The organism is Pediococcus damnosus, assembly GCF_001611155.1.
Taxonomy (GTDB): domain Bacteria; phylum Bacillota; class Bacilli; order Lactobacillales; family Lactobacillaceae; genus Pediococcus; species Pediococcus damnosus.
Map to the genome: position 1 here is coordinate 282104 of NZ_CP012294.1, position 23705 is coordinate 305808.

At 39.5% G+C, this 23705-nt stretch carries 21 protein-coding genes and 9 tRNA genes; 2 read left to right on the forward strand and 28 right to left on the reverse strand.

What is annotated here, in order from left to right; genetic code table 11:
- Nucleotides 1–24 precede the first annotated feature (24 nt).
- From rpsQ to rpsJ, 11 genes are read right to left on the reverse strand one after another with little or no spacing between them, the layout of a single operon-like run.
- A complete protein-coding gene (rpsQ, locus tag ADU73_RS01350; RefSeq protein WP_046871303.1) occupies nt 25–291 on the reverse strand; it encodes a 30S ribosomal protein S17 in 267 nt (88 codons plus the stop codon).
- Nucleotides 292–318: 27 nt separating this feature from the next.
- Nucleotides 319–513, reverse strand: a complete 195-nt coding sequence (gene rpmC, locus ADU73_RS01355) for a 50S ribosomal protein L29 (protein WP_046871302.1) — start codon at nt 511–513, stop codon at nt 319–321.
- A complete protein-coding gene (gene rplP / locus ADU73_RS01360; RefSeq protein ID WP_046871301.1) occupies nt 503–937 on the reverse strand; it encodes a 50S ribosomal protein L16 in 435 nt (144 codons plus the stop codon). The genes rpmC and rplP overlap by 11 nt, the downstream gene beginning before the upstream one ends.
- A 2-nt stretch (nt 938–939) precedes the next feature.
- Nucleotides 940–1611, reverse strand: a complete 672-nt coding sequence (gene rpsC, locus ADU73_RS01365) for a 30S ribosomal protein S3 (protein ID WP_046871300.1) — start codon at nt 1609–1611, stop codon at nt 940–942.
- A gap of 12 nt (nt 1612–1623) precedes the next feature.
- Entirely contained in the window at nt 1624–1971 is a 348-nt protein-coding gene (gene rplV, locus ADU73_RS01370; RefSeq protein ID WP_046871299.1) for a 50S ribosomal protein L22, read from the reverse strand.
- Nucleotides 1972–1983: 12 nt separating this feature from the next.
- On the reverse strand, nt 1984–2274 hold the full coding sequence (rpsS, locus tag ADU73_RS01375; RefSeq protein ID WP_046871298.1) for a 30S ribosomal protein S19: 291 nt from the start codon (nt 2272–2274) through the stop codon (nt 1984–1986).
- 27 nt (nt 2275–2301) lie between these two features.
- Nucleotides 2302–3150, reverse strand: coding sequence for a 50S ribosomal protein L2 (gene rplB / locus ADU73_RS01380; RefSeq protein WP_062913105.1), 849 nt, complete (start codon nt 3148–3150; stop codon nt 2302–2304).
- Nucleotides 3151–3176: 26 nt separating this feature from the next.
- Entirely contained in the window at nt 3177–3464 is a 288-nt protein-coding gene (rplW, locus tag ADU73_RS01385) for a 50S ribosomal protein L23 (protein ID WP_046871296.1), read from the reverse strand.
- Nucleotides 3464–4087 carry a 50S ribosomal protein L4 gene (rplD, locus tag ADU73_RS01390; protein ID WP_046871295.1) on the reverse strand — a complete coding sequence of 208 codons (624 nt, stop codon included), beginning with the start codon at nt 4085–4087 and terminating at the stop codon, nt 3464–3466. Before rplD ends, rplW begins: the two co-directional genes overlap by 1 nt.
- An 18-nt stretch (nt 4088–4105) precedes the next feature.
- Entirely contained in the window at nt 4106–4741 is a 636-nt protein-coding gene (gene rplC / locus ADU73_RS01395) for a 50S ribosomal protein L3 (protein ID WP_046871294.1), read from the reverse strand.
- A gap of 47 nt (nt 4742–4788) precedes the next feature.
- Nucleotides 4789–5097, reverse strand: a complete 309-nt coding sequence (gene rpsJ / locus ADU73_RS01400) for a 30S ribosomal protein S10 (RefSeq protein WP_046871293.1) — start codon at nt 5095–5097, stop codon at nt 4789–4791.
- A 313-nt stretch (nt 5098–5410) separates the two neighbouring features.
- On the opposite strand from rpsJ, the gene ADU73_RS01405 reads away from it, so the two are divergent.
- Nucleotides 5411–5965 carry a cysteine hydrolase family protein gene (locus ADU73_RS01405; protein ID WP_046871292.1) on the forward strand — a complete coding sequence of 185 codons (555 nt, stop codon included), beginning with the start codon at nt 5411–5413 and terminating at the stop codon, nt 5963–5965.
- Nucleotides 5966–6031: 66 nt separating this feature from the next.
- Here the strand turns inward: ADU73_RS01405 and fusA are convergent, their stop codons facing one another.
- The 4 genes from fusA to ADU73_RS01425 form a co-directional block, all read right to left on the reverse strand.
- Nucleotides 6032–8131, reverse strand: coding sequence for an elongation factor G (fusA, locus tag ADU73_RS01410; protein ID WP_062913106.1), 2100 nt, complete (start codon nt 8129–8131; stop codon nt 6032–6034).
- Nucleotides 8132–8263: 132 nt separating this feature from the next.
- Entirely contained in the window at nt 8264–8734 is a 471-nt protein-coding gene (gene rpsG, locus ADU73_RS01415) for a 30S ribosomal protein S7 (protein ID WP_046871290.1), read from the reverse strand.
- Nucleotides 8735–8747: 13 nt separating this feature from the next.
- Nucleotides 8748–9161, reverse strand: a complete 414-nt coding sequence (gene rpsL, locus ADU73_RS01420; RefSeq protein WP_046871289.1) for a 30S ribosomal protein S12 — start codon at nt 9159–9161, stop codon at nt 8748–8750.
- A gap of 266 nt (nt 9162–9427) precedes the next feature.
- Nucleotides 9428–10795, reverse strand: a complete 1368-nt coding sequence (locus ADU73_RS01425) for an ISLre2 family transposase (protein WP_062913107.1) — start codon at nt 10793–10795, stop codon at nt 9428–9430.
- A gap of 271 nt (nt 10796–11066) precedes the next feature.
- On the opposite strand from ADU73_RS01425, the gene ADU73_RS01430 reads away from it, so the two are divergent.
- Complete coding sequence (locus ADU73_RS01430; RefSeq protein WP_052694487.1) at nt 11067–11750, forward strand: prepilin peptidase; 684 nt, start codon at nt 11067–11069, stop codon at nt 11748–11750.
- A gap of 75 nt (nt 11751–11825) precedes the next feature.
- On the opposite strand, the gene rpoC is transcribed toward ADU73_RS01430, so the two are convergent.
- From rpoC to ADU73_RS01495, 13 genes are all read right to left on the reverse strand, one after another.
- Nucleotides 11826–15467: a DNA-directed RNA polymerase subunit beta' gene (rpoC, locus tag ADU73_RS01435; RefSeq protein WP_062913108.1), complete on the reverse strand. Its 3642-nt coding sequence runs from the start codon at nt 15465–15467 to the stop codon at nt 11826–11828.
- A gap of 201 nt (nt 15468–15668) precedes the next feature.
- Nucleotides 15669–19289: a DNA-directed RNA polymerase subunit beta gene (rpoB, locus tag ADU73_RS01440; protein WP_062913109.1), complete on the reverse strand. Its 3621-nt coding sequence runs from the start codon at nt 19287–19289 to the stop codon at nt 15669–15671.
- Nucleotides 19290–19544: 255 nt separating this feature from the next.
- Nucleotides 19545–22031 (reverse strand): ATP-dependent Clp protease ATP-binding subunit, encoded by a 2487-nt coding sequence (locus ADU73_RS01445; protein ID WP_056986283.1) that lies wholly within the window; start codon nt 22029–22031, stop codon nt 19545–19547.
- Nucleotides 22032–22051: 20 nt separating this feature from the next.
- On the reverse strand, nt 22052–22516 hold the full coding sequence (locus ADU73_RS01450) for a CtsR family transcriptional regulator (RefSeq protein ID WP_046871285.1): 465 nt from the start codon (nt 22514–22516) through the stop codon (nt 22052–22054).
- A gap of 224 nt (nt 22517–22740) precedes the next feature.
- A tRNA-Pro gene (locus ADU73_RS01455) sits at nt 22741–22814 on the reverse strand.
- A 68-nt stretch (nt 22815–22882) separates the two neighbouring features.
- Nucleotides 22883–22956, reverse strand: a tRNA-Pro gene (locus ADU73_RS01460).
- Between the two features lie 106 nt (nt 22957–23062).
- A tRNA-Arg gene (locus ADU73_RS01465) sits at nt 23063–23136 on the reverse strand.
- Nucleotides 23137–23143: 7 nt separating this feature from the next.
- Nucleotides 23144–23229, reverse strand: a tRNA-Leu gene (locus ADU73_RS01470).
- A gap of 23 nt (nt 23230–23252) precedes the next feature.
- A tRNA-Gly gene (locus tag ADU73_RS01475) sits at nt 23253–23324 on the reverse strand.
- Between the two features lie 20 nt (nt 23325–23344).
- Nucleotides 23345–23417 (reverse strand) — tRNA-Thr (locus ADU73_RS01480).
- A gap of 34 nt (nt 23418–23451) precedes the next feature.
- Nucleotides 23452–23533, reverse strand: a tRNA-Leu gene (locus ADU73_RS01485).
- Between the two features lie 20 nt (nt 23534–23553).
- Nucleotides 23554–23626, reverse strand: a tRNA-Lys gene (locus tag ADU73_RS01490).
- 2 nt (nt 23627–23628) lie between these two features.
- Nucleotides 23629–23701: transfer RNA gene (locus ADU73_RS01495), tRNA-Val, on the reverse strand.
- Between the last annotated feature and the right edge of the window lie 4 nt (nt 23702–23705).

The following is a 23705-nucleotide window of genomic DNA, read 5'->3' on the forward strand; positions in this document are numbered from 1 at the left end:
AGAATACGAAATTAAATAACAAAATTAGAGAATAACTGCTTTCTCAACAATATCAATCAATCGAAAACGTTTTGTTGCGGACAACGGACGTGTTTCCATAATTTTTACGATATCGCCAACTTTAGCTTCGTTATTTTCATCATGTGCCTTATATTTCTTTGAATACTTAACACGTTTACCATAAACGGGATGCATCTTAGTAGTACTAACTTCAACGGTGATTGTTTTTTCCATTTTATCGGAAATAACTCGTCCCTGATATACTTTGCGAGAGTTACGTTCTTCACTCATCTGTTATATTCCTCCCTTCGTATTCTTCTACTTACTTAACTCTTTTTGACGTAAAACAGTTTTAATTCGAGCAATATTCTTACGAACTTGCTTCAAACGAGCTGTATTTTCTAATTGGCCAGTAGCTAATTGAAAACGTAAATTAAAAAGCTCGTCTTTATAATCTTGTTCCTTTTTAAGCATCTCATCAGTGGTTAATTCATTAATTTCTTTAGCCTTCATCTGATTCGCCACCTACTTCCTCGCGTTTGATGATCTTAGTTCTTACTGGTAGTTTCATTGAGGCAAGACGTAAAGCTTCACGTGCAGTTGCTTCATCAACGCCACCAATTTCGAACATCACTTTTTCACGTTTTACTGGTGCTACCCATCCTTCAGGAGTACCTTTACCATTACCCATACGAACACCTACACCTTTAGAAGTGTAAGACTTATGAGGGAAAATTTTAATCCAAACCTTACCACCACGTTTCATGTGACGGTTCATAGCAACACGGGCAGCTTCAATTTGACGGTTTGAGATCCAATGTGAATCCAAAGCCTGCAAACCATAATCGCCGAAAGTAACAGTCTTACCGCCCTTTGCGGCACCACGCATCTTACCACGATGTACACGACGGAACTTAACTCGTTTTGGTACTAGCATGACTATTTCCCTCCTTGTTCTTTAGAATTTCCTTTAGAACTTTTTACTTCTGGCAAGATTTCACCACGGTAGATCCAAGTTTTAACACCTAAACGACCGTATGTTGTACTTGCTTCGACCCAAGCATAATCAACGTCAGCACGTAATGTATGCAAAGGTACAGTTCCTTCAGAGTAATGCTCTACACGGGACATATCAGCTCCGTTTAGACGTCCTGAAACTTGAGTTTTAATACCTTTAGCACCGGCACGCATTGTCCGTTGCATAGATTGTTTCATTGCACGACGGAAAGCTACACGACCTTCAAGTTGAGCAGCAATGTTTTCGCCAACTAATTTAGCATCTAAATCAGGCTTCTTAATTTCAATAATATTAATATGAACTCGTTTACCTGTAAGTTCATTTAATTGTTTACGTAAGCTTTCTACTTCGGATCCGCCTTTTCCAATGACCATACCAGGTTTTGCGGTATGGATAGAAACGTTAACACGATTTGCAGCGCGTTCGATTTCTACATTGGAAACAGATGCGTCGGCAAGCTTAGTTGAGATGAATTTACGGATTTGTAAATCTTCACGTAAGTAGTTAGCAAAATCTTTTTCAGCATACCATTTTGCTTCCCAGTCACGGATGATTCCAACACGAAATCCATTTGGATTTACTTTTTGACCCACGCGTGTTCCCTCCTATTTCTCAGATACGACTACTGTAATATGACTTGTTCGCTTGTTGATTGGTGAAGCAGAACCTTTTGCTCGAGGACGGAAACGTTTTAACGTTGGTCCTTCATTAACATAAGCTTCACTTACAACCAAATCTTCACGATCTAAATCAAAGTTATTTTCAGCATTTGCGATAGCAGACATTAAAACTTTTTCTACTATTGGTGATGCGCCTCTTGGTGTAAATTTAAGAGTTGCAATTGCTTCTGCGACGCTCTTCCCTCTAATAAGATCGACTACTAAACGAACCTTACGAGCGGCAACGCGAACAGTCTTTGCAGTTGCATGTGCAGATGTTACTTGTTCAGCCATGATTCATCCTCCTTATTTAGCAACTGTCGTCTTCTTATCATCGGTACCATTACCATGACCATGGAATGTACGAGTAGGCACAAACTCACCAAGCTTATGACCAACCATGTCATCCTGGATATAAACAGGGACATGTTTTCTACCATCATAAACAGCAATTGTATATCCAATAAAGCTTGGAAAAATTGTAGAACGACGTGACCATGTTTTAATTACAGACTTTTTATCTTGACCCTTTTGTGCATCAATCTTTTTCAAAAGATGCTCATCTGCAAATGGTCCTTTTTTTAAACTACGACCCATTATGAAACCTCCTTTAGGGAAATTTGACTAAATATTACCTAAGCGACCGCGCTTACGACCACGAACGATAAATTTATTCGATTTGCTACGTTTGTTACGTGTTTTCTTACCAATTGTCTTCTTACCCCAAGGTGAAAGAGGAGATGGAAGACCAATAGGTGCCTTACCTTCACCACCACCATGTGGATGGTCGTTAGGGTTCATTACAGATCCACGGACATGTGGACGTTGACCAGCATAACGCGTACGTCCTGCTTTACCAACGTTAACAAGTTCATGTTCCTCATTACCAACGGCTCCAATAGTTGCACGGCCAGCAGATAGAATCATACGAACTTCTGAAGAAGCTAAACGTACAAGTACATATTTGCCTTCCTTGCCAAGCAACTGAGCTGAGGCACCAGCAGAACGAGCTAATTGACCGCCCTTGCCAGGTTTTAATTCAATATTATGAATAATAGTACCAACGGGAATCTCTGATAAAGGTAATGTATTTCCAACCTTAATATCAGCATTAACTCCAGATTGAACCTTGTCTCCAACCTTCAATCCTTTTGGTGCAATGATATATGCTTTAGTACCATCATCGTAACCAATTAAGGCGATATTAGCAGTTCGATTTGGATCATATTCGATAGCTTTAACTGTTGCAGCAACATCGTCCTTGATTCGTTTGAAATCAATAACACGGTAATGACGCTTGTTACCACCGCCACGATGACGAACTGTCATCCGACCAGAGTTATTACGTCCAGCCGTGTGTTTTTGAGATTCGAGTAACGATTTTTCAGGAGTCGTCTTGGTGATTTCGCTATAATCAAGCTGTGTCATGCCACGACGAGCATTTGTCGTTGGTTTAAATTTCTTAATCCCCACGTGTTTTTCCTCCTATAATTTTTTTATTATTCTTCGTCGAATAATTTGATTTCTTTTGAGTCAGCAGACAAAGTAACAATTGCCTTACGACGTTTCTTGGTATAACCAGAATAACGTCCCTGACGCTTCAACTTTCCTTTAACATTCATAATGTTAACTTTAACAACCGTAACGTCAAAAACGTCTGCGACAGCCTTTTTAACTTCTGTCTTGGTTGCATGAGTATCAACATCAAATGTGTAGCGCTTGTTGTCCATTTCAGCCATTGATGCTTCAGTGACTACTGGACGTAAAATTACATCACGAGATTCCATTATGCGAGAGCCTCCTCTACTTGAGAAAGAGCCTTTTTAGTGATAACTAGCTTGTCGTTATTGATAACATCTAATACATTAACACCACTTGGTGAAACGATTTTGATGTTTTCAAGATTACGAGCTGCACGAGCAGTTGCTTCATTATCTTCTTCAAGGACTAATAATGCTTTCGTCGAAACTTTTAAGCTGTTGAGTGATTGAGCAAAAGCTTTTGTTTTTGGTTGGTCAAAGCTATAGTCATCAACAACTAACAAACTGTCATCCAATACCTTTTGTGAAAGTACTGACTTCAGTGCTAAACGACGCATTTTCTTTGGCAATTTGTAAGCATATGAACGAGGTGTGGGACCGAATACGATACCACCGCCGCGCCATTGTGGCGAACGGATTGAACCTTGTCGTGCTCGACCGGTTCCCTTCTGACGCCATGGCTTTCTTCCACCACCACGAACAGCACTACGATTTTTAACAGCATGTGTGCCTTGGCGCATTGATGCACGTTGCATAATCACAGCTTCAAAAATCACATTGTCGTTTGGTGTGATACCAAAGATGTCAGAATTTAATTCAACTTCGCCATTCTTTGTACCATCTTGTTTATATAAAGATACGCTTGTCATTTAATTTAGTCCTCCTTTCTACTTTTTGTGTGGCTTAACTGCATTCTTAACAACTAAGAATGAGCTCTTTGATCCAGGGACATTTCCCTTAATCAGCAATACGTTATTTTCTGTATCTGCCTTTACGATTTCAAGGTTTTGAATTGTTCGTGTATTGTTACCCATTCGTCCTGGTAACTTCTTTCCAGGGAAAACACGGTTAATAATTGCACCGAGAGAACCTGGACGACGATGATAACGGGAGCCATGTGCCATCGGACCAATATGTTGTCCATCTTTTTTGATATTACCTTGGAAACCATGTCCCTTAGTAGTACCTGTGACGTCAACAATATCGCCTGCTGCGAATAAGTCAGCACTAATTGTATCTCCGACTTTTAAATCGTCCAGCGCAACATCTCTGACTTCATGGATGAACCGCTTAGGATTCGTATTTGCTTTTGCAACATGTCCTTGTTCAGGTTTGTTGCTTAGCACTTTGCGTTTGTCATCGAACCCTAATTGCACTGCGTTATAACCATCACTTTCAACGGTTTTAACTTGTAATACAACGTTTGGCGTTGTATCAACAACGGTAACGGGAACTAATTCACCGTTATCTGTAAAGACTTGGGTCATACCAATCTTTTTTCCTAAGATTCCTTTTTTGGTCATGAGTACACCTCCAATATATTTATCTTACTAAAATGTAAATCTAAAAATTAAAGCTTAATTTCAATATCAACACCACTTGGCAAGTCTAACTTCATTAATGAGTCGACTGTCTTTGGCGTTGGGTTAACGATATCGATCAAACGCTTATGTGTGCGCATTTCAAATTGTTCACGTGCCTTTTTGAATTTATGCGGTGAACTCAAAACCGTGTAGATTGTACGTTCAGTTGGTAATGGAATTGGACCAGAAATTGTGGCACCAGTTCTTTTTGCCGTCTCAACGATCTTGTCTGCGGATTGATCTAAAATGCGATGTTCGTATGCCTTTAAACGGATACGAATTTTTTGTTTTGCCATTGTGTTACCTCCTTCGTCTATTTTAAAAATGAGACTTGCTCCGTGAAAATTACCGCCACACCTCATGGCAAAGCGGCCGGGTGTGCCGCAACCTTTCACATCAAAGCTCCTTGTTTTCCTTGAATTAGCGGACAGAATTATCCCCTTAAAACTCAAGTACTTGTCCATACTACTCGATATAGCAGGCTTTTACAAGCACTTTTCGCTAAATACTTGTTAGTTCTACAAACTGTAATAAATTTGTAACATTGTATAAAGATGTTTTTCTCGTTTAAGAACCTTTATAATGGAAAATAAATTGGAGGAATTCTTAATGAAAACACCACAAGCTTTACTTATTATAGACTATACAAATGATTTTGTTGCGGACCAAGGTTCCCTAACAACTGGACAATCAGGTCAACTCATTGAACCTGAAATTATCAAACTAGCAAATAAATTTAAGCAAAACGATGATTATGTGATTTTTCCAACCGATTTACACGAAAAAAATGACGTTTTTCATCCCGAAACCAAACTTTTTCCACCTCACAATCTTGAAAATACATGGGGTCATGAACTTTATGGTCAAGTGCAAGGTTGGTATAACGAAAATAAAAGAAGTTCAAAAGTTTATTATTTCGACAAAAATCGATACAGTGCGTTTGTAAATACAAATTTAGATAATTTTTTACGCAGTCGACATATTGAAAAATTAACTTTAGTTGGTGTTTGTACCGATATCTGTATTCTTCACACAGCTATCTCTGCGTATAATCTTGATTATCAACTTAGAATTCCTGAAAATGGCGTCGCAAGTTTTGATCCTGTTGGCCACAAATGGGCAATGAATCATTTCAAAACATGTTTAGGCGCAGAAATTGTTTAACAAAAAAGAACCCTCCAAACAGTTTTGACTGTTTGGAGGGTTCTATTTATCTATCAAGCTTAATGATTAGTCCTTACTTGATGAACCACCATTTTTCTTGATAATATCTTCTTGAATTGACTTAGGAACTGCTTCGTAATGATCAAATGTCATTGTGAATGTTCCACGGCCCTGTGAAGCTGAACGCAATGTTGTGGCATAACCAAACATTTCTGAAAGTGGTACGAATGAATGAATTTCTTCAGCACCCGAAATAGCTTCCATACCTTCAACACGGCCACGACGAGCAGTAATTTGGCCCATGATATCGCCCATGTACTCTTCAGGGACACGAACTTCAACCTTCATAACGGGTTCCAAAATTACTGGAGCAGCTTTCTTAGCAGCATTATGAAGAGACATTGATGCAGCTACCTTAAATGCAGCTTCACTAGAATCGACTTCATGATAACTACCATCGTATAACTTAGCTTTCAAATCAACCAATGGATATCCGGCAAGAACACCGTTACCCAAAGCTTCACGTAAGCCTTGTTCTACAGCTGGGATAAATTCACGAGGAACAACACCACCAACGATGGCATCTTCGAATTCAAATCCTTTTCCTTCTTCGTTAGGCTCAAATTCAATCCAAACATCACCATACTGACCTTTACCACCGGACTGACGCACAAACTTACCTTGTGCAGAAGCTTTCTTTGTAAAGGCTTCACGATAAGCAACTTGTGGTGCACCAACCGTTGCTTCAACGTTAAATTCACGTTTCATACGGTCAATGATGATATCCAAATGTAATTCACCCATTCCGGCAATTAATGTTTCGCCGGTTTCAGGATCTGTTTCAGCCTTGAATGAAGGATCTTCTTCAGCAAGCTTTTGTAAAGCAACATCCATCTTGTCTTGATCAGCCTTAGATTTTGGTTCAACGGCAACCTGGATAACTGGATCAGGGAATGTCATTGATTCCAAATGTAATGGATGATCAGGATCAGTCAAAGAATCACCGGTTGTGGTATTCTTCAAACCAATTGCAGCTGCAATATCACCTGAGAAAACTTCTGGAATTTCTTGACGGTGATTAGAATGCATTTGTAGTAAACGACCAACTCGTTCACGTTTGTCCTTTGTAGAGTTCAAAACATAAGAACCAGATTCCAATGTTCCTGTATAAACTCGGATATAAGTCAAACGACCAACGAAAGGATCCGTAGCTACCTTAAATGCCAAAGCAGAAAATGGCTTGTCGTCTCCGGCAATCAATTCAACTGGTTTGTCTGTTTCTGGATCTATCGCATTGTATGGTTTAACATCCAATGGTGATGGTAAGTAGTCAACAACAGCGTCCAACATCATTTGGACACCTTTGTTCTTGAAAGCTGAACCAGCTAATACTGGGAAGAGTTCAAGGTTTAAAGTACCTTTACGGATAGCAGCCTTGATTTCATCCTTACTGATTTCTTCACCATCAAGATACTTTTCCATGATGTCGTCATCAATATCAGCTAATTGTTCGATCATTGCAGTCCGACGCTTTTCAGCTTCTTCTTTGTAATCATCTGGAACATCAACTGTATCCCATTCAGTACCTAACTTATCTTCATCGTAAAGATCAGCTTTCATTTCAACAAGGTCAATGACCCCTTCAAAGCTATCCTCAGCACCGATTGGCATTTGAATTGGTAAAGCATTAGCTTGTAAACGATCTCTAAGTGATTGAACAGAGAAATCGAAGTCAGCCCCAACTTTATCCATCTTATTTGCAAAAACAATCCGAGGAACACTGTAATCAGATGCTTGACGCCAAACTGTTTCAGTTTGAGGTTCCACACCTGCTTGAGCATCAAGGACCGTAACGGCACCATCTAACACACGTAATGAACGTTCAACTTCAATAGTGAAATCAACATGTCCTGGTGTATCAATGATGTTAATTCGGTGATCTTTCCAAGCAGCAGTCGTTGCAGCAGACGTGATTGTAATTCCACGTTCCTGTTCCTGTGCCATCCAATCCATTTGTGAAGCCCCATCATGAGTTTCACCAATTTTATGAATCTTACCTGTGTAATACAAAATCCGCTCTGTAGTTGTCGTTTTACCAGCATCAATATGTGCCATGATTCCGATATTACGAGTCTTTTCAAGTGGAAATTCTCTTTTGTTAGCCATATTAAAAAATGTTTCTCCCTTCAAGTGGATGGTTAAAGAGTCAAATTAGAAAAAATGACTACTATATGGGCTCCATATAATAGCCATTCGTTGTTGCTCCCAAACTAAATTGGCTAAGCAACAAGTGAAAAATTACCAACGATAATGAGCAAATGCTCGGTTGGCTTCAGCCATTTTATGTGTATCTTCACGCTTTTTAACTGAAGCACCTGTATTATTTGCAGCGTCCATGATTTCACGAGCAAGACGTTCTGTCATTGTGTGTTCACCACGAAGGCGTGAATAATTCACGAGCCAACGAAGACCTAAAGTTGATCGACGGTCTGGACGAACTTCAATAGGTACTTGGTAGTTAGAACCACCAACACGACGAGCCTTAACTTCAAGAACTGGCATAATGTTCTTCATTGCTTCATCAAATACCTCGGTTGGTTCGTTACCAGTCTCGGATTTGATAAGATCAAATGCATTATAGAGAATTTTTGAAGCTGTACCACGTTTACCATCTAACATTAAATGGTTAATTAAACGAGTTACTAATTTTGAGTTGTAAATTGGATCAGGTAATACTTCACGTTTTGATGCTGGGCCTTTTCTTGGCATTTAAACTACCTCCTTACTTCTTAGGTTTCTTTGTACCGTATTTAGAACGGCTTTGTTTACGATCTGTAACACCGGCTGTATCAAGAGCACCACGGATAACGTGATAACGAACACCAGGTAAATCCTTAACACGGCCCCCACGGATAAGCACAACACTATGTTCCTGAAGGTTATGGCCAATTCCTGGGATATATGCAGTAACTTCAATCAAGTTAGAAAGACGTACACGAGCATATTTACGTAAAGCAGAGTTAGGTTTCTTAGGTGTCATTGTTCCGACACGAGTTGCAACTCCACGTTTTTGTGGAGCTGGGTTAGCAACTGCTTTTTTCTTCATGCTATTGTAGCCATAATTCAAAGCAGGAGCCTTCGATTTAGAACCGTGTGAATGACGGCCCTTACGAACCAATTGGTTAATTGTAGGCATTGATTTGTTTCCCCTTCCAAATTTAAAATCTTTTTAGTTTAAGCACACACATCCAGGTGGTCCTTTTTTGATTATAAAAAAACGCGCCTAAACATCGCTTTGTACCACTTTTTCCAGTCAGCATGTCTGTCTAATACAGAACCTGTCCACAAAAGCACCTTTTTTAGATTATCATCATCCGCATAACTTGTCAATGATTTTTCAATAATGTATGTGTCAAGTTTTCCTAGGTGCCTTATAATCAACCAAATATTTATACACAATAATTAGTTTGAAAATATTTTTGCCATTGCTCCGATAGGGCTACTTGTTGGGGCATCAACTGGTATTTTACCTGAAAGAACTCCAATATGCTTAGAATGGTGCTTGTTGCTCAGCTGAGCTGGACTCAACGTCTTCAATGATTCCGTAGCGATCTCAATCGTTAGCTCTTGTAACTTTCTTAAACCACCACGTAAGTATTTATCTAGCTTACCGTTTACCCGAGCTTCAATTAATTTCAACATAGCCTCAAGGCCCTTTTCGGACCATACTTTGCCTTGCTTTTTCATTCGATACGTGTACGCTCTGTGTGAGCTTTCAACGGATCCCAATTTGCCGACCCTCATGAAGCCACGATCGTGTGGAGACTTTATAAACTGCCAATTTCTTGCCAAATATTGTCTTAGGACCCTTAGGCTCTCAAGTTCCTTATCAGTTTTAATTTGCGACTCAAATGTATCTAAAATAACGTTTAACTGATTCTGATCATACAGGCTAACGCTCTTAACGGCCTTATCAACCAATGGATTAAATAAACCAAAGGTTTGTTTAATCTTTTTGACAAAGTGATACCGATCGATAGTAAATTCAACTCTTTGAGCACTCGGAACTATTTCTCGCATACTTTTCGGGTTATACCCTGGGCCACCATCACTTGCTGTAAACACGGTCATTTCACTGATTTTATAATACTTCTCAATGTAGTCAGTTACTCGTTTTTGAACCTTTTTTTGATTGATACCAACAAACTCAACTTTGTTTGATCTTGTTCCATCTAATCCTGATTCAAAAACAATGTAATGGTGGACGTCTTGTCTTCGTCGATTAATTTTGTGTATCTCAAAGGCATCGCCTTCAACCACTAAGTTTTCAACTTTTCGTTTCTTAACTAGTTTCTCTTCGGACGATTTTTCTTCTGTCTTCACGGTATCTGCCATGTCTCTGATAATTCGGTCTACTGACCAGGCACTAATATCCGTCTGACTTGCCAGATTGATCATTGCGGCCGTATTTCTCATCGTTGTCGTTTGCCCAATTTTGGCAACGACACTTTTAAAATAAGGTGAAATTCTTTTTCTTTCTTCCAACTGAAGTTGTTCATCCAACGGGAAGTAATAACTTCCATTGGGTCGAAGATAACATCTTCTTTCAAAATTCACGGCGCCAAACATAAACTCAATTGTTCTGGCCTGTCGATTAATGAATGTATTTTCTGCCGGAATTGATGGAACGAGTGTTTCATCTAATTGCCTCAGATATTCAGCTACAACCAGCTGGAATGACTTCCTAAGATGAAGAATTACCTGCTCCTCTAAATCAAATAAACTGTCTAAATTTCCCAATGATTCAATAAAATCTGCTAAAATATACATGAAAGACCTGTATCCTTTCCTTTAATCTTCGTCGATTAAAAGGCTACAGGTCTTTTTCTATATATTCAACTCAAAATGAATATTCCTAGAATTTTATTGACCATCTAGGAAAACCTTACACTAACTCAATAATCGTTCTTGAACATCGCCTGCTATGACACCATTTAGTGGAATAACAAGTAAATTTAAAACGATCCCAAATCAACCGATTATAATTTAATGCACAAAAATGCTTTCAAACTTCGTATTTATAATTAACGGAGGTAATACTATGCTTATTCAAATTTATTTTTTTATAATCGGTTCAATCGTTGGCTCCTTTTTAACGCTCTGCACTGATCGACTAGCTATTCATCAATCAATCATTTCACCACGGTCGCATTGTTTTAACTGTCAGCATTTATTAGGAATTTATGATCTCATCCCCATTCTCAGTTACTGTTTACTTAATGGTAAATGTCGTTATTGCAAACAGGCATTTCCACCCAATTCATGTTTTACTGAACTCGCTTTGGGGTTACTTTACATAAAACTTAGCACTTTTATACATCAGCCGCTCACACTAATTTTCAATCTTATTATCACCACTATTTTAATTTATTTAAGTATAGACGATTTAAAACACACTTATGTGAATGGTTACTTAATTGGCATTTTAGGACTTCTCGGTCTTCTATATCATCCGACTAACATAACCCTCATCTTATTTTTATTGCTTTTAATAAGTGTTTTTTCTTCTTTTCAGTATTCAACCATTTTTAAAGGGCTTGGTGAAGCTGACTTTGAGCTTTTTATCGTTTTTACCATCCTTCTCGATCTACGAACCCTACCGCTTATTCTTCTTTGCTCGTCTTTAACATGTTTAATTTTTACCCTTGGTTTGCAAAAAATAACTCCTCGTCAAATTCCTTTCATTCCCTACTTAGTATTTGGCTATTTTTTGGCCACTGCGTAATTTTATGTACTCAAAAAGGCAGCCTTGATATGAAATCAAGGACTGCCTTTTTAATTCAACAGATCTAAACACCAATTATTTAGATGTTTCTGTATCCATTTCTTTTTGAACATCACTAAGTGACTTTGGTTCTGCCACTTTTCCACCAACAGCCTTAGGAATAATCTTACGATAATCAGGCATCCCTGTTCCAGCAGGAATGATCTTACCAATAATGACATTTTCCTTCAAACCAACAAGTGGATCATTCTTACCACGAATTGCAGCATCAGTTAGTACTCGCGTTGTTTCCTGGAATGAAGCAGCTGACAAGAAACTATTTGTTTCCAAAGCAGCTTTAGTAATTCCAAGTAAAACAGGACGAGCAGTTGCTGGAATGCCACCGGCAATCAAAGTCTTGTAGTTAGCATCTTTGAAATCATTGATGTCTAACAATGTACCAGGAAGCATATCAGTATCGCCGGGATCCATAACTCGAATCTTACGAAGCATCTGACGAACCATGATTTCCACATGCTTATCCAAGATTTCAACACCTTGCATACGATAAACACGTTGAATTTCACTCAACAAGTATGTTTCAGTTGAGAGAACATCACGAACTTTCAACATTTCCTTAGGATCAATTGAACCTTCATTCAATGCTGAACCACGATGAACAAAGTCACCTTCTGCAAGCTTCATACGAGCTGTAATTGGTAAAGTATAGGTCCGTGTATCAGTTTCACCCTTGATCGTAATATCTTTAGTACGCTCAGCAGGATTTTCTTCAATTGATTCAACGGTTCCTGTAACTTCAGTAATTTCAGCACGACCTTTAGGATTACGTGCTTCCACAATTTCTTGAATACGTGGAAGTCCTTGGGTAATATCTTCGTTACCAGCAACACCACCAGTATGGAAGTTACGCATAGTAAGCTGGGTTCCGGGTTCACCAATTGATTGAGCAGCAACAGTTCCGACTGCTTCACCAACTTCGACACGGTCACCGGTTGACATATTACGACCATAACAACGTTCACACACACCATGACTTGTGTTACATGTAAATGCTGAACGAATTGTAACTTTATCAACACCGGCATCAATAATCTTTTGGGCAGCATCTTCTTCGATCATTTCATTCTTACCAATGATCTTTTCACCTGTATCAGGATTATAAACTGACTTCTGCGTGTAACGACCTAAGATCCGGTCATACAAGGATTCAATCACTTCATTACCATCAACAATTGATGAAATTGTTAACCCACGATCGGTTCCACAATCTTTTTCACGGACAATAACGTCTTGAACCACATCAACCAAACGACGAGTTAAGTAACCTGAGTTAGCCGTCTTAAGAGCCGTATCAGTCATACCTTTACGAGCACCATGAGTTGAAATGAACATTTCCAAAACAGAAAGTCCCTCACGGAAGTTTGAAATGATAGGCAATTCCATGATTTTACCGTTAGGAGCAGCCATCAATCCACGCATACCAGCTAACTGAGTAAAGTTAGAAATGTTACCACGAGCACCAGAATCACTCATCATATAAATTGGGTTTTGAGGATCAAAACTCTCCATCAATTTTTGTTGAATGGCATCTTTAGCATCGTTCCAAATTCCCACAACTCGTTCGTAACGTTCATCATCAGTAATTAAACCACGACGGAACTGTTTCGTAACTGTTGCTACTTGTTTATGAGCAGCATCAACAATTTCTGGTTTTTCCTTCAAGTCAGTAATATCAGCAATTCCGACTGTTAAACCAGATTTCGTTGAAACATCATATCCAAGATCCTTCATACGATCCAAAAGCAAAGAAGTCTCTGTAACCTTATATTGCTTGTAAACTTGTGCAATAATGTCACTCAAAAATCCTTTTTTGAATGGTGAAATCAAAGGTTGATCCTTAATGAAGGCGTGAATATCTTCACCGGACTTCAAGAAGTACTTATCTGGGATTCCATCTACTAAGTTTTCGTCTGTAGGTTCATTCAAGTAAATTAAACCAGCTGGCAAGATATCGTTGAAAATTGCCTTTCCAACCGTTGTTACCAAGATTTGATGACGTTGTTCATCCGTAAATGGCTTTTTAGGCATGGAGCTTACCTGCAAACCAATTCGGGTATGCTCAGAAACATAACCATTTTGCATAGCTAAACGAATTTCATTAAGGTCTTTGAAGATCATGCCTTCGCCGTTGCTATTTTTACGTTCCATTGTTAACCAGTAGTTACCAATAACCATATCCTGAGATGGGGTTACAACTGGTTTACCATTTGCAGGTGCCAAAATATGATGAGCAGCCAACATAAGCAAACGAGCTTCAGCTTGTGCTTCATCTGATAATGGCAAATGAATAGCCATCTGATCACCATCAAAATCGGCATTGTAAGCTTCACAAACTAATGGATGCAAACGCATCGCTTTCCCACTAACCAAAACTGGTTCAAAGGCTTGAATTCCAAGTCTATGCAAAGTAGGTGCACGGTTTAAAAGAACTGGATGTTCTTTAATAACATCTTCCAAAACATCATAAACATCATCATCTTTGCGGTCAATCTTGCGTTTTGCATTTTTAATGTTTGAAGCCAAACCGCGGGAAACCAATTCCTTCATAATATATGGTTTGAATAATTCCAAAGCCATTGGAACTGGTAAGCCCATTTGGTTCATCTTCAATGAAGGACCCACATCAATAACGGAACGGCCAGAATAATCAACTCGTTTACCAAGTAAGTTCTGACGGAATCGTCCTTGCTTTCCTTTCAACATGTGTGAAAGAGATTTCAATGGACGATTACCTGGTCCAGCAACAGGACGACCACGACGCCCATTATCAATCAAGGCATCAACAGCCTCTTGCAACATCCGTTTTTCATTTTGAACAATGATTCCAGGAGCATTAAGATCTAACAAACGTTTCAAACGGTTGTTACGGTTAATTACCCGGCGATATAAATCATTCAAATCAGATGTAGCAAAACGACCACCATCTAATTGCACCATTGGTCGTAAATCCGGTGGAATAACCGGAATGGCATCCATTACCATCCAGTCAGGTTCATTTCCAGATTTGATAAAGGCTTCAATGATATCTAAACGACGGACGGCACGAGTCCGTTTTTGGCCAGAGACATCCTTTAATTCTTCTTTTAATGTTTTGGCTTCTTTATTAAGATCAACATCTTGAAGAAGTTCTTTGATTGCTTCGCCACCAATTTTGGCATTGAATTTATTTCCAAATTCACTTAATTTTTCTCGGTATTCACGTTCAGTTAGTAATTGTTTCTTTTCTAAAGGTGTTTTACCAGGATCAATTACGACGTATGAAGCAAAATAGATAATTTCTTCAAGAGCCCGAGGACTCATGTCTAAGACAAGGCCCATTCGGCTTGGGATTCCTTTAAAGTACCAGATATGTGTGACAGGAGCAGCTAATTCAATATGACCCATTCGTTCACGACGAACTTTTGATTTAGTAACTTCCACACCACAACGGTCACAGACGATTCCTTTATAACGAATTTGCTTGTATTTCCCGCAGGCACATTCATAATCTTTGGTTGGTCCGAAAATTCGCTCATCGAACAAACCATCTTTTTCAGGTTTTAATGTTCGATAGTTAATCGTTTCTGGCTTTTTGACTTCGCCGTATGACCAACTTCTGATCTTGTCAGGGGATGCGAGCCCAATTTGCATGCTTTCAAACTTATTGACATCGATCAAAGGATCGACCTCCTTCTTGATTTATGGAGTGCCTCAAAAGACGGGTAGTTTCTGTGCCTATCATCGTTTGTCTCTAAAACTCTGACTACTCACGTAATCAGTTCTACAGACATTCTAGATAGGTGGAGAAGTCGTCTTTTTAAACACGTTTATGCTAAACAATTAAATAATCACAACTTTAAATTTATTCAAGAACACTGATTATTTTTGATTTTTCTCTGTTTCAGCTTTAGTTTTGCTTGCAGAAGTTGTGTCTTCAGAGGCTGCAGCTTTTTTAGCTGCCTCTTTCGATTTATCTTTCTGTTCTTCAGCATACTTACTAAGGGCATCTACGTTAACAACATCATCATCGTCATCGTCCATGTCACGCAACTCAATTTCCTCATGATTCTTATCAAGAACCTTCATATCAAGACCAAGGGCTTGTAATTCTTTAACAAGAACTCGGAATGACTCAGGAACTCCTGGACGAGGAATTGGATCACCCTTCACAATTGCTTCATAAGTCTTCACACGACCAACCACATCATCTGATTTGTATGTCAAGATTTCTTGTAAAGTATATGCAGCACCATAAGCTTCAAGGGCCCAAACTTCCATTTCACCAAAACGCTGACCACCAAATTGTGCTTTACCACCTAATGGTTGTTGCGTAACTAATGAGTAAGGTCCGATTGAACGCGCATGAATTTTATCATCAACCATGTGGGCTAACTTCATATAGTGCATAACCCCAACGGCAATTCGTTGCTCAAATGGTTCACCTGTACGACCATCGTATAAGATTGTCTTAGCATCTGTTTGCATGCCAGCTTCTTTAACAGCATCCGCAATATCTTTATCGTTTGCGCCATCAAAAACAGGGGTTGCAACATGGATACCCAAATTACGAGCAGCCATTCCTAAATGTAATTCCAATACTTGACCAATGTTCATACGAGAAGGAACACCCATGGGACTCAACATAATGTCGATTGGTGTGCCATCTGGCATGTATGGCATATCTTCTTGAGGAATAACCACGGAAACAGTTCCTTTATTACCATGACGCCCAGCCATTTTGTCTCCAACTTGTAACTTACGTTTTTGAGCAATATAAACTCGAACCATCATGTTAACACCAGGTGAAAGCTCATCCCCGTTTTCACGAGTAAAGATCTTAACATCCTGGATAATACCACCGCCACCATGTGGAACCTTCAACGAGGTATCTCGAACTTCACGAGCCTTTTCACCAAAGATTGCATGCAGCAAACGTTCCTCAGCAGATAATTCAGTTACTCCTTTAGGGGTGACCTTACCAACTAAAATATCGCCATCTGCAACTTCAGCACCGATCCGCACAATTCCATCTTCGTCAAGATCTTTAAGTGCATCTTCACCAACGTTAGGAATTTCACGAGTCATTTCTTCAGGCCCAAGTTTAGTATCACGAGCTTCTGACTCATATTCTTCAATATGAATTGAAGTATAAACATCATCACGAACCAAACGTTCATTGATCGCAATGGCATCTTCGAAGTTATAACCTTGCCAAGTCATGAAAGCAACTAATGGGTTTTGACCAAGTGCTAATTCTCCACCTTCCATAGCAGGGCCATCAGCTAGAACTTCATCATTATCCACATGATCATTAACTTTTACAATTGGACGTTGGTTATAGTTTTTACCACCATTAGAACGGCGGAATTTCATTAATTTATAAGTGTCTAAAGCACCATCATCACGGCGAACTCGGATTTCACGTGCATCCACATATTCAACCGTTCCATCATGTTTACAAATCAAGGCAACTCCAGAATCATGAGCGGCTTTGTATTCAATCCCAGTACCAACTAATGGGGCATGAGGATCTAACAAAGGTACCGCCTGACGCTGCATATTAGCACCCATCAAAGCACGGTTAGAATCATCATTTTCCAAGAAAGGAATGCAGGCAGTTGCGACTGCAACTACTTGTTTTGGTGAAACATCCATGTAATCAACACTATCAATGTTGATTTCGATATTATCACTTTCATGACGAGCCATAACCACATTATCCACAAACGAACCATCATCATTTAATGGTGAGTTAGCCTGAGCAATAACAAATTGATCTTCTTCATCAGCAGTCAAGTAATCAATTTTATTGGTAACCGCATGGGTCGTCCATGAAACACGACGATAAGGGGTTTCAATAAAACCATACTTGTTAATCTTCGCGTAACTAGCCAAACTATTGATCAATCCAATATTTGGACCTTCAGGGGTTTCAATTGGACACATCCGACCATAATGCGTGTAATGCACATCACGAACTTCATATCCAGCACGATCACGAGTTAAACCACCAGGACCAAGGGCAGAAAGACGACGCTTATGCGTAAGTTCACCCAATGGATTAGTTTGATCCATGAATTGTGATAATTGAGATGACCCAAAGAATTCCTTAATGGAAGCCACAACTGGACGAATATTAATCAATTGTTGTGGTGTAACCGTATTGGCATCTTGAATTGACATCCGTTCACGAACAACTCGTTCCATTCGTGAAAGACCAATTCTGAATTGGTTTTGAAGAAGTTCACCAACTGAACGAATTCGACGATTACCCAAATGGTCAATATCATCTGTAGAACCAACACCCTCTTGTAATAAGAAGAAGTAGTTAATTGTTGAAATGATATCTGCAGGAGTAATGTGTTTGAGTTTAAGATCAATGTTGTCATTACCAATCATCGTCAACTCACGTTCTGGATCATTAGGATTGACAATCTTAATCGATTGGACGGTCATTGGATCTGTCACAACTGCTTCCGTAGAAGGTGTATATGTGACAGCCTTAAAGTCTTTTTTATCTAAATAAGGAGCTAAATCCTTCATAACATCTTTAGTTACAACGGTTCCCTTTTGAGCAATAACTTCTCCAGTATCTGGATCTGCTAAAGTTTCAGCCAAAGTCTGGCCAATCAAACGGGTCTTCAAACTTAACTTCTTGTTAACCTTGTAACGACCAACAGGAGCCATATCATAACGCTTTGGATCAAAGAAACGAGCTGTTAAAAGGCTACGTGAACTATCAGCAGTCTTAGGCTCACCTGGACGTAAACGTTCATAAACATCCTTTAAGGCTTCTTCAACACGAGAATCCTCAGCATTTTTATGCACATCTTTGTCTAAAGTATTGTCAAGACCATCAGTCTCGCCCAACATATCCACAATTTCTTCATCTGAACCAAAACCAAGTGCTCGGACCAACTCAGTCATTGGAATTTTACGAGTTCGATCAATTCGAACATATGCAATTTTTTTTGCATCTGTTTCGTACTCTAACCAAGCACCTCGATTAGGAATAACCGTGGTTCCATATACATCCCGACCATTTTTATCAGCAGTCTTAGTGTAATAAACACCAGGAGAACGAACTAACTGAGAAACAATAACCCGTTCTGCACCATTAATAATGAAAGTACCTTGCTCTGTCATTAATGGTAAGTCACCAAAGAAAACATCTTGAGATTTGATTTCGCCAGTTTCGTGGTTAGTTAAACGTAAAGTTACATGCAAAGGCGCTGAATAATTTGCCTCATGTTCACGTGCTTCGGTCTCTGTATACTTTGGTTCTAGTAATTGATAATCCACATATTCCAAAGAAAGATTTCCAGCAAAGTCATCGATGGGCATAATGTCATCGAACATATCCTTTAATCCTTCATCAAGAAACCATTGGTATGAATTACTCTGAATCTCAATCAGGTTAGGAAGCTCTAGCACTTCTTTAATTCGTGCGTAACTTCTACGAGTCCGGTGTTTACCGTATTTTACCAAATGTCCTGCCAAGTTATTCACCTCTCTAAAATATTCCGCAAACGGCCAATTCATATTACAATTTGATTACATTTAGCAAATTGTACTGTTTTTTGGCAAAAAAAAACCAAAAATAGCTCATTTTTCTGATAGCTATTTTTGCTTCTTTATAAGAAATACCACGGACAATAGATCGCAGCACTTCATTTCATTCACAGTTACAAACAAAGTTAATCATACCTATTTTGCTTAAGAATGTCAACTATTTAACTGCGTCTGTTTATTCAATTATGCAGTTGGTTGCTTCGAATCCACCTTAGGATTTTTCACAACAACTTGAATTTTACCCTGACGCGCACCAACCGTGATATTATCACCAATCTTAGCCTGTCCAGAAAGCATCAATTCACTTAACTTATCTTCGACTTGTGTTTGGAAAGCTCGTCGGATTGGACGGGCACCGTATTCTGGATCAAATCCAGCTTTCGCAACGACATCAATCGCAGCCGGTGTAATCTTAACGGTCATCCCCTGGTCCGCAACTCGTTTAAGAATTTGTCGCGACATCAATTTTACAATGCGATGGAGTTGAGGGCGAGTCAATGAATGGAAAATAATTGTTTCGTCAATTCGATTTAAAAATTCTGGACGGAAACTTTGCTTGAGAACTTCTCGAATTTTAGATGACATTGCAGCATAGTCTTGACTTGCATCTTTCGCACCAAAACCAACCGATTTCTCATCTCTGAGCGCAGTTGCTCCCAAATTTGACGTCATAATCAGAATTGTATTTCGAAAATCAACTTTGTGTCCTTTAGAATCAGTCAAATAGCCATCATCTAATACCTGTAAAAGAATGTTGAACACATCTGGATGAGCCTTTTCAACTTCATCAAATAGAACTACGGAATACGGCTTTTGACGAACTCGTTCAGTCAGCTGACCACCTTCATCGTACCCAACATAACCAGGTGCGGATCCGATCAAACGACTCGTACTATAACGTTCCATATATTCCGACATATCAATTCGAATCATGTTGTCTTCAGAACCAAACATCGCCTCAGCCAATGCTTTGGCCAGTTCGGTCTTTCCAACCCCAGTTGGTCCTAAAAACATGAAAGAACCAATGGGACGACCCGGATCTTTTAGGCCACTTCGAGCCCGTCTAATTGCTCTTGAAACCGCCGAAACTGCTTCGTCTTGTCCAATGACTCGTTTATGCAGAATAGATTCCAGATTAACTAATCGGTCACTTTCAGTCTTTTGCAATTGCGTCAACGGTACTCCCGTCCACTCTGAAACAACTTGCGCAATGTCTTCAGCTGTTTCCTTTAATTGATACTTAGGCTTTTTGTCATCTGTTTGGTCGGCTGCCTGAGCCTTTTCGATCTTGCTACGCAGCTTTTCTTCTTTAATTCTGATTTGCTGAGCTTTTTCAAAGTCTTGAACCTCAATGGCAGCTTCTTTTTCATTTGTCAAATCCTGTAACTTAGTTTCTGAACTTGATTTCTGACTTTTTCCCATGTGATCAATTCTAACTTTTGCGGCAGCTTCGTCCATTAAATCGATTGCTTTGTCAGGTAAAAAGCGATCACTAATATATCGATTTGACAATGAAACAGCTTGTTTAATTGCCTCATCCGTAATCTCTACGTGATGATGCTCTTCATATTTAGGTCGTAACCCGCGCAAAATCTGAACTGATTCTTCTGCAGTAGGCTCATCAACCTCAACTTTAGCAAACCGTCGTTCTAAAGCGGCATCGGTCTCAATATATTTTTGATATTCATTAAGGGTTGTTGCCCCAATTGTTTGCAACTCACCACGTGCTAACGCAGGTTTCAAAATATTAGAAGCATCAATTGCGCCTTCAGCCCCACCGGCTCCGATCAACGTGTGCAATTCATCAATAAACAAGACAACGTGCCCATCTTCATGAATTTCGTCAATTACTTTTTTCAGCCGATCTTCAAACTCACCACGATATTTTGTGCCTGCCACAAGTGAACCCATGTCAAGCGCCATTAATCGCTTACTAGCAAGATCTTCAGGGACATCACCATCAATCATTCGTTGCGCAAGCCCCTCTGCAATTGCGGTCTTCCCCACTCCGGGTTCGCCAATTAACACAGGATTATTCTTTGTACGCCGACTTAAAATCTGAATGACCCGTTTAACCTCTTTATCACGGCCAACCACGGGATCAATTTTACCTTCTTGAGCCATTTGTGTCATATTACGGGCAACGGAATCAAGGGTTGGTGTCCCTTGTGGCTTACTAGCGCCGCGCCGTGTTTGAGCCTGGTTTTGCCGTAATTGCGCTGAAGCACTAACACCAAGTTTGCGTAAAATAACCTTGCGCGTTTGAGCAAGATCCATATCTAGACTAATTAAGATTCTTGATGATAAAATATTTTCATCACTCAAAAGTGCCAGCAATAAATGCTCAGTACCAATTTTAGCAGCGCCTAATCGTTTAGCCTCATCACCAGCCAGCGCCAAAACTTCTTTGGCCTTTGGTGAATAAGGTAAATAATCATTAGCGCCCATATTTTTTAATGTCCCATATCCAGTAAAACGTTCAATTTCTTCCACAATATCTGTTTCGGTAACTGAAAACTGTTGAAAGACTTTATAAGCAATCCCATTTTTTTCTATCGCTAGGGCCAACAATAAATGTTCCGTTCCTACTGCTTGATGTTTAAAACGTTTAGCTTGTTCCTGAGAAATAGCCAATACGTTTTTTGCACTTGGTGTAAATAAGTTATCCACGCTAACACCCTACTTTCTTTTTAGCTTTCATACCGTAAACGATTTAAAACTGCAATCAAAATTCTTGCTCGTAACTGATCTTCTTCATCACGATCGCTCATCGCTAACGTTTTCTTATCAATCGCTGCCAAAACCAAATTGCCTTCCCGTTTATCAATTACGTCGTCTTCATATAAACTTTTTACAATCGAAATTGCATCACGCTGATTGATGGAGTCACCAATGACTTGAATAAGTGTATCTAAAACATCCAAATCATCAAGTAATTTGACTTTTTCAATCCGAATATAGCCACCGCCACCGCGCTTGCTTTCTACTACATAACCATTTTGAATCGTAAAACGAGTTTTAATTACGTAATTAATCTGTGAGGGTACAACATCAAACAAGTCAGCGATTTCCGAGCGCCGAATCTCAATTTCCTCTGAATCAGCTAAAATTTGTTTTAAATATTTTTCAATGATATCGGAAATATTTTGACTCATCTCGCACACCCTTTCTTACATCTCTGACTAATGTTGACTTTCATTATACGAAACTCTCATAAAAAAGCAAAGTTTTTTAACTTTCTCGCGGGATTGGGTCTCTTTAACTGTAAATTTTGATTGCAATCTAATTCAGTCTGCCCCTAAAAACTTTTTAAATCCAAAAAATGGATAATAAAAAATCGCGAAATCAAATGATCTCACGACTTTCTTATTATCCATTATCGGGAAAACAGGATTTGAACCTGCGACCCCCACGTCCCGAACGTGGTGCTCTACCAAGCTGAGCTACTTCCCGTTTTGGTAAATAACTTTAAGTGGTTAGTTTTAACGTCAGGGCACCTTTTCCACCGTTCAAGTGCTTAATCGGGAAGACAGGATTCGAACCTGCGACCCCCTGGTCCCAAACCAGGTGCTCTACCAAGCTGAGCTACTTCCCGCTCATATTATCAATCTAATTAAAATGCCAACATGTAAAAGTTACAGTTGGCATTTTAAACTTATTCAGTCTACTGATTCTAAACCAGCAAGCTTCCATAATATTGATGCACCCAGTAGGAGTCGAACCTACAACCTTCTGATTCGTAGTCAGACACTCTATCCAATTGCGCTATGGGTGCTTATTAATGCCGAGGACCGGGATCGAACCGGTACGGTCATCACTGACCGCAGGATTTTAAGTCCTGTGCGTCTGCCAATTCCGCCACCCCGGCAATGCTTGTAGTTAAACCTACAAAGCGGAAGACGAGATTCGAACTCGCGACCCCCACCATGGCAAGGTGATGTTCTACCACTGAACTACTTCCGCAAAGCTATTAAATTGGTGAATGCCGACTAGAGGATTCGAACCTCCGACCCCCTGTTTACAAAACAGATGCTCTGCCAACTGAGCTAAGTCGGCTAATCAATAATTAATAAAAGTTATTAATTAGAAGTGCGGGCGAAGGGACTCGAACCCTTACATCTTTCGATACAAGAACCTAAATCTTGCGCGTCTGCCAATTCCGCCACGCCCGCAATGCTTATATATTTGTAAATGAGCCGTGACAGTCTCGAACTGTCGACCCTCTGATTAAAAGTCAGATGCTCTACCAACTGAGCTAACGGCTCAATGGAGGATACAGGGCTCGAACCTGTGACCCTCTGCTTGTAAGGCAGACGCTCTCCCAACTGAGCTAATCCTCCATCA